This window comes from Blautia sp. HA3515 (assembly GCF_059933065.1).
Genome location: NZ_JAYFUY010000100.1, coordinates 1 through 7,427 on the forward strand (window position 1 = coordinate 1; position 7,427 = coordinate 7,427).

General features: G+C 43.3%; 6 protein-coding genes and 4 pseudogenes. All 10 read right to left on the minus strand.

From position 1 onward, the window contains the following. Positions 1-722: pseudogene (gene obgE / locus R1Y93_RS08900) on the minus strand (GTPase ObgE); the annotation flags it as partial. A 79-nt stretch (positions 723-801) separates the two neighbouring features. Further along, positions 802-1,090, minus strand: a pseudogene (gene rpmA / locus R1Y93_RS08905) (50S ribosomal protein L27). 5 nt (positions 1,091-1,095) lie between these two features. After that, complete coding sequence (locus R1Y93_RS08910) at positions 1,096-1,419, minus strand: ribosomal-processing cysteine protease Prp (RefSeq protein WP_500822534.1); 324 nt, start codon at positions 1,417-1,419, stop codon at positions 1,096-1,098. Positions 1,420-1,431: 12 nt separating this feature from the next. After that, positions 1,432-1,736 (minus strand): annotated as a pseudogene (rplU, locus tag R1Y93_RS08915) (50S ribosomal protein L21). Positions 1,737-1,894: 158 nt separating this feature from the next. After that, the gene (locus R1Y93_RS08920; RefSeq protein ID WP_500822535.1) at positions 1,895-2,281 is read right to left on the minus strand and encodes a ribonuclease E/G; all 387 of its coding nucleotides are present in this window, start codon (positions 2,279-2,281) and stop codon (positions 1,895-1,897) included. Positions 2,282-2,327: 46 nt separating this feature from the next. After that, complete coding sequence (locus R1Y93_RS08925) at positions 2,328-3,125, minus strand: ribonuclease E/G (protein WP_500822536.1); 798 nt, start codon at positions 3,123-3,125, stop codon at positions 2,328-2,330. Then, positions 3,118-3,834: a TIGR03936 family radical SAM-associated protein gene (locus tag R1Y93_RS08930; protein ID WP_500822537.1), complete on the minus strand. Its 717-nt coding sequence runs from the start codon at positions 3,832-3,834 to the stop codon at positions 3,118-3,120. The genes R1Y93_RS08925 and R1Y93_RS08930 overlap by 8 nt, the downstream gene beginning before the upstream one ends. Continuing rightward, entirely contained in the window at positions 3,809-5,698 is a 1,890-nt protein-coding gene (locus tag R1Y93_RS08935; RefSeq protein WP_500822538.1) for a TIGR03960 family B12-binding radical SAM protein, read from the minus strand. Before R1Y93_RS08935 ends, R1Y93_RS08930 begins: the two co-directional genes overlap by 26 nt. Positions 5,699-6,493: 795 nt before the next feature. Next, positions 6,494-7,209: pseudogene (locus R1Y93_RS08940) on the minus strand (response regulator). Further along, on the minus strand, positions 7,202-7,427 hold a 226-nt coding region (locus tag R1Y93_RS08945), incomplete at its 5' end, for a sensor histidine kinase (protein ID WP_500822539.1). The gene R1Y93_RS08945 and the pseudogene R1Y93_RS08940, both read right to left, overlap by 8 nt.

A 7,427-nucleotide genomic window follows, 5' to 3' on the forward strand; every position in this document is an offset into this window, starting at 1 on the left:
TATGGATGATCACACGGGTACGCTCAATGTGACGGAGGAACTCATGTCCCAGTCCCACGCCTTCCGATGCACCTTCGATCAGTCCTGGAATATCCGCAATAATAAATCCACCATTCTCGGTGTCTACAACACCAAGATTGGGGCTAAGCGTAGTAAAATGGTAATTAGCGATCTTCGGCCTGGCATTTGTAACCCGGGAAAGGAAGGTGGATTTCCCTACATTTGGAAATCCTACAAGCCCCACATCTGCAATCACCTTAAGTTCCAGAAGGACCTCCAGCTCCTGGGCTGGCTGTCCTGGCTGTGCATACTTTGGCACCTGCATGGCAGGTGTGGCATAATGCTGGTTTCCTTTACCTCCATGGCCGCCTTTTGATACAACCTGGCGTCCTGTTTTCACCGGACATATCAGCAATGACCTTGCCGGACTGGGCATCCATGATTACAGTTCCTTCCGGAACCTTCAGAACAACGTCATTACCATTGGATCCGTGGCAGCGTTTTTTTGCCCTCTTCACCGTCACCGGCTTTATATTTCCTTTTGTGTCTGTAATCACCCAGGGTATTCTGTCCCTCATCTATTTCAAATATTACATCTCCGCCGTTTCCGCCATCGCCTCCATCTGGGCCGCCGTCCGGAACATATTCTCTCTGCGGAAGCTTACATGTCCATCACCGCCCTTACCGGAACGGATGATGATCGTTGCTCTGTCTGCAAACATAGAATACTCCTATTTTTATTATTATGAAAGAAAAAGGCTCCAAACCCATGACAGATTTGAAGCCTTCTGCTACCTATAATTACTCTGCCTCTACCGGAACGATAGAAACCTGCTTCTTGTCACGACCCTTTCTGGCGGATCCTTACAACACCATCGGTCAGTGCAAATAATGTATAGTCTTTACCGCAGCCAACATTTTCACCTGGGTGAATCTTTGTTCCACGCTGTCTGTAAAGAATGTTGCCAGCTTTAACAAACTGTCCGTCTGCGCTTCCGGCACCGAATCTCTTGGACTCGGAATCACGGCCGTTCTTTGTGGAACCAACTCCTTTTTTATGTGCGAATAACTGAAGGTTCATTTTCATCATCGTTGTTACACCTCCTTGACTTTTAATGTCAAATATCGATTGTTATAATTATGCTCAATTTCCGTTAAACCGAGAATCAGCGAATCCATAAGAAGCTTTCCTTCCGGTGTGTTTGGGCTCTGTTCAAATATAATGGATACATATCCATCTTTGTCTTTCGCCTGAAACTTCTCCTTTGTAAAAGTCTCCAGAGAATTAACAGTATTGATGATCAGTGCTGAAACGGCAGCACATACAATATCCTGCCCGCTTTGGGCATAACCTGCGTGTCCACTGGAACGAAATTCTATATATGAATCTTTTCTCTTTTTAACTGTAATTGTGATCATAATGACACCAGATTAACCATTAATCTTTTCGATCTTAACTTTGGTGTACTGCTGTCTGTGACCGTTTTTCTTGTGATATCCAGTTTTTCTTTTGTACTTGTAAACGATGACTTTTCTAGCCTTTCGCGTTCTCAACTACAGAAGCGGTGACACTGGCATCTTTCACAGCCTCGCCGACTTTCATTCCGTCATTGCTGACAGCAATAACATTGTCAAAGTTGAGTCTCACCAGCTTCAACTCCGAGCTTCTCAACTCTGATTACGTCGCCTTCAGCAACTTTGTACTGTTTACCACCTGTTGCAATAATTGCGTACATCTGTGGCACCTCCTATAACATTACTCGCCAAATATGGTGGCCTCTGTATAAAGCAGAAGCACTTCAACCTCTTTGTGCGGCATACGTGATTATAATAGCAGACCTTTTTTGGTTCGTCAATATATTTTTCTACGTTTTTTTGATTTTTATAAGCCTTTTTATAAGCTTTTTTCTGCCTTCTGCAGATCCATCAGATCCTCGATCACAGGTCTGCGCACCTTTTTCCTGGTCATTTCAAGAATATTCAGCGGCGTAATATCCACTGCCCTGCAGCGCACAGAATCCTTCTTCAGATGTTTCTTCAGTACATGGAAAAGCTCGTCGATATGATCCGGGTTTTCCATATTAATAAAATCGATGAGGATGATCCCTGAAAGATTCCGAAGCCGCAGCTGTCTGGCAATCTCCTGTGCTGCTTCCAGATTGATCTTCCGATAGGTTTCCTGAACTTTTTTCTTTCCTGTAAACTTTCCTGTATTCACATCAATGGAGACAAACGCTTCTGTCTGCTGGATCACAAGAAAACCGCCGCTGTTCAGCCACACTTTTTCATGCCAGATCTCATCAATAGCAGACTCGATCCTGTACAGCTTATAAAGGGGCAGCAGTCTGTTCCGTATACATACGAACTTTGGAAAGCTCCTGCGGGCTGCTCCCCTCCAGATAAGCGCAGATCTGCTGATGATATTCCGGAATATCCGTAATGATCTCCTCCAGATCCTGTCTGTATGTGTCCCGGATCCTTCGTATATACTCCGGCTCTGGCTGATACAAAAGGCTGCAACAGGTACGGCTGCGTCCATTTACAGCTACCTTTTGATACGTTTCCTGAAGATGCTTCAATTCTCTTTCCAGTTCTTCTTTTTCTGCTTCTGCAGCATTTGTACGCACGATCAATCCATATTCCTTATCAGGTTTCTGGATTTCATCCGCAAACCAGCCAGAAAGTCTTTTCCGGTCTTCAACGCTTAGTTTTTTGGAAAGACCGAATTTCTTATCGCCTGTAGTCAGTACCAGATACTTCCCGGTGAAATTCAGATTTCCGGACAATGCAGGAAGTTTTCCTTTCATGGCATCCCTGCTTACCTGCACAAGCAGCTCATCACCTGGCCTAAGGGGATGATTATCTGCAGCTCGCCCAGCACTTAGAATAGCTGTTTTCCCTTCTTCCAGTGAAAGATAGCCTCTTACATCCGGTGCGATCCGTACAAATGCAGCCTGAATGTTAGCAGCCACATTCTCCACCTGTCCAACATAAATATTGTCCAGGATAGATATCCTGTTTTCAGGCTCCAGCTGAAGCTCCATGATTTTCTGATCTTCTGTAAGAATGCAGACGCTGCAGGAAATTCCGCTTATTTCCATCCGGGTGATAATAAGTTTACTCAATTTCCTCTCCTAACGCTTCCAAAGTAACAAAACGATGGTTATCTTCATTGCCAAGATCCGCATATACTTCCAGTCGTTTGACCATCCACGGAAATTCAGGCATTTCTTCTTTCAGCCAGCTGCAAAAACTGTTCATCACGGCTTCCGGTTTTGTGTAATTAGAACTTGCAGATGCCAGTTTCATAAATATACCCTGTTCCTGCAGCTCCATCTGGTAAATACATGGACGGATATCCACCTCTTTTGTGCCTTTTTTTGTTTCCTTTGTTATAAGGATCTCAGGCTGTGTCAAAAATTCCCGAATTTTCTCACGCCATGCACACTTCGGCTCTTTTCCTTCTCTGAATACTACATAATAATCAGCGGCAGCTACAAGAGACATTGCTTTCCCAGCTTTTCCGTCTTCTACTTTTCTTGCACTAAGTACATGCACACCCTCTGTCATCTGGGCATCCAAAAGATCCCTGATCTGGGAAGTAGGAATGGTCTTTGTAAGCTCCAGATCAAAATATTCCCCCAGGCTTTCAACGCCAACTCCAAGAGGTGCGGCAAAGGACATGATCATGTGAGGACTGTATCCACCGGAAAATGCCACTGGAAGTCCTGCCCTGCGGACTGCCTTCTGGAAATAGCGCATGGTGTCCAGATGACCTACAAATTTTATAGGGCCTTCTTTTGTAAATTTAATTCTTACTTTCAAGACACACACCTCCTTTATAACCAGCAGCTCCGCAGCCGGAACATTTCTGCCTGCAGTTTGGTGTTACAATTTCTTTATGTGCCTGCTCCCATTCACGGATCAGGAATTTCTTCTTAACACCTGCATCAATAAAATCCCAGGGAAGGATTTCATCAGTACTCCGTTCCCGTAATGTATAAAAATCAATATTGACTCCTGTTTCTGCGAAAGCTTCCTTCCATATATTATAATCAAAGGATTCAGACCAGGCATCATAAATCGCACCCTTCTCGTATGCTTTCAGGATTACCTGTGATGCACGCCGGTCTCCTCTTGCAAGAAAGCCTTCCAGTACAGTCACATCCGGCTCATGCCAATTGTAACGGATGCTTCTCTGATTCAGCTGTGCACGGATCTCGTCCTTTACTACTTTTGCCTTGTCAATAAAATCCTGCTCTGTGTACATTCCAGCCCATTGGAATGGAGTAAATGGCTTGGGAACAAAGAAGGATGTACTTACGTTGATCTGGATCTTACCATGACGTTTTTCCTTTGGAATCAGATCATAATATTCCTCTGCAATCTTCTCAGCAAGATGTGCGATCCCTTTCATGTCCTCTTCTGTCTCGGTAGGCAGCCCAAGCATGAAATATAATTTAACTTTATTCCAGCCGCCAAGAAAGGCATCCGCTGCCCCCTGCATGATATTCTCTTCTGTAAGTCCTTTATTGATCACGTTACGAAGTCGTTGTGATCCGGCTTCAGGGGCAAATGTCAGGCTGCTTTTCTTAATGTCCTGTACCTTACTCATAACATCCAGTGCAAATGCATCGATCCTAAGAGACGGCAGGGAAATATTCACACCCTTTTCTTTAAATTCGTCAATCAGGAAATTCACCAGCTCCGGAAGGTGTGAGTAGTCACTGGAGCTTAAAGAACTTAAGGAAATCTCCTCATGTCCGGTGCTTTCCAGCATCTCTCTGGCTGAATCCTTCAAAGTCTGGATATCCCGTTCACGGGTTGGCCGATAGATCATTCCAGCCTGACAGAATCTGCATCCACGGATACATCCTCTTTGTATTTCCAGCGTCACTCTGTCCTGTGTTGCCTTAATAAATGGAACAACCGGTTTTTTAATGGAGCGGTAGCCTTTTTCCATATCTATGATCAGCTGCTTCTGAATGACTCTGGGTGCTTCTGCCCGGTTAGGTTCAAAGGAAGCAATGGTGCCATCTTCATGATAAGTCACATCATAAAATGCCGGAACATAAATCCCAGGGATCTGTGCCGCCAGAAGTAAAAAATCTTCCCGGGACCCCCCTGCAGCTTTATTTGCCTTATATGCGTCAAACAACGCATCATAAACAGTTTCACCTTCACCAATATAAAAAAGGTCAAAAAAGGCAGCCAGCGGTTCCGGATTGTAGGCACATGCACCGCCGCCTACAACGATGGGACATGAATCGTCCCTGTCTTTGGCAAGCAGCGGTATATGAGACAGATCAAGAGTCTGCAGTACATTGGTGTAGCACATCTCATATCCTAAGGTAATACACAGAAAATCGAACTGACGGATAGGGTCCTGGGACTCCAGTGCAAACAGCGGAATATTTTTCTCACGCATCACCTTATCCAGGTCCATCCATGGAGAAAAAACACGCTCACACCATACATCTTCCCTCTCATTAAACATGTTGTACAAAAGCATCATACCTAAATTGGACATTCCGATCTCATACACATCTGGGAAATCAAATGCCACACGTACCTTCACGTTGGGATCAATATTCCCATCCTCATCCATTTTCATAACAGAGTTGACTTCCCCGCCGATATAGCGGGCTGCTTTGTCAACACTTAATAATATTTCATCGCTTAACGCTAGTTTTCTCATACTATTCCTTTCAATAATTGTGCATATACAACAATTAAACAATGAATTTCTAGGAAATTCAGATTGCTGTAATATGCGTTTTAGGACTCAAAAATCTGTCTTTTCGTTCTAAAAATCTGAAAAACAGAGGGGCACTTTTAAGCCGGTTTTTTGGTTAAAAATGGATTTGGTCACTTTTTTCTATTTTCAAGCAAAAAAATAACCTCAGCATCTGGAAATGCGTGAGACCATTTTGATACCGGAAAACAGGACCATTAACAGTGTTTTTATTATAAACAGAAACGCTTAGAAGTTCAAGTATATAATTTTTATTCGGAAAAATTCACGGGAGTTTGACAGTTAGATATCAAAAAAAGTACTTGCAGGTCGCATAAAATCTGCTTTTTTGTGTCAAAATTTAAAAAGTAAAGGAAAAGAATAAATTACTATATTTTATGACAACGACGAAAATCGCTGCAACCCAGTAACCACAAGGGATGCAGCGATTTTTTGTCTCATCAACTGTCAAAGATGAGAGTATAGCATTCTAAGAAACATATAACAAGAATCGGACTGTTTTTTTGCGTAATTTTTTCTTGGCTTCTAATCGCTCTTCAAAAAAACATCAGCATGAGCCGTCAGGGAATCATCTTCATTCCCGTATTATTCATTTTGCAGGCTGTTATAGAAATGACCGGACTTGTATGGCCACAGCTGGTTGCCGATGTATTGTCTATTCTGATTGCAGCTATATTGTTCGGAAAAACTATGAAGAAAATGCAGTTGCTATAAAGCAAAACTCCGCCTATCGCATGCTTAGAATTTATCTTTCTCAATTCTAAGCATGCGATATCCGATTCCAATGTGTGTCTGGATGTATTGCACCCCATTTTTTTCAGGTTCCAGTTTTTTTCGCAGTGTTGCCATAAAAACCCTAAGAGAAGCAACATCGTTTTCCGAACATCGTCCCCAAATCTTCTGGGTAATATAGGTATGTGTCAATACCCTTCCCACATTGCGAGATAAAAGACAGAGCAGCTTATACTCAATGGGTGTCAAATGTAGTTCTTCTCCCTTCAGATATGTGCAGCCAGCCGTATAATCGATCTTTAATTCACCATTTTCAAAAACAGAGGTTTCCAACTGATCCCCTGTCTGCGTAATGGTAAGCCTCCTTTGAGTGACACGGATACGTGCAAGTAATTCCTCTACGGAAAATGGTTTTGTAATATAATCATCCGCTCCTGCATCCAGTGCTTCTATTTTGTCCGTATCCTCACTTCTGGCACTGATCACAATAATTGGCATGTTCGACCAGGTCCGGATTTTCTTTATTACCTCTACTCCTTCTATATCAGGAAGCCCCAGATCCAGAAGAACGATATCCGGATTGTGAGACGAAGCTTCCAAGAATGGCCGAAGATCCGTTTTCTGTCGCCAGATATTTATAGTCATGTGTTTTTAATGTAGTGACGATACAGGTTCCGTATGGGCCTGTCATCCTCCACCACCAGGATCAATGTCTTATTCATTTAATGTCACCTCGCTTAAGGGTAAAGTAAAAGTAAAATTGCATCCATGGGGATCATGGTCCGTCAGAGTCAGGGTTCCATCATGGGCTTCTATGATAGAGTGGCAAAGTGCCAGGCCAAGTCCCAGGCTCCGGTGACTATCCAGAACCGTTGTTTTTCCTGTATAAAACATCTCAAAAATATGCGGTTTCATTTCTTCCGGAATTCCAGGGCCGTTA

Coding starts and splice junctions, on each gene's coding strand:
- R1Y93_RS08910 (WP_500822534.1), bottom strand. CDS start 1,419: ATGATCACAATTACAGTTAAAAAGAGAAAAGATTCATATATAGAATTT.
- R1Y93_RS08935 (WP_500822538.1), bottom strand. CDS start 5,698: ATGAGAAAACTAGCGTTAAGCGATGAAATATTATTAAGTGTTGACAAA.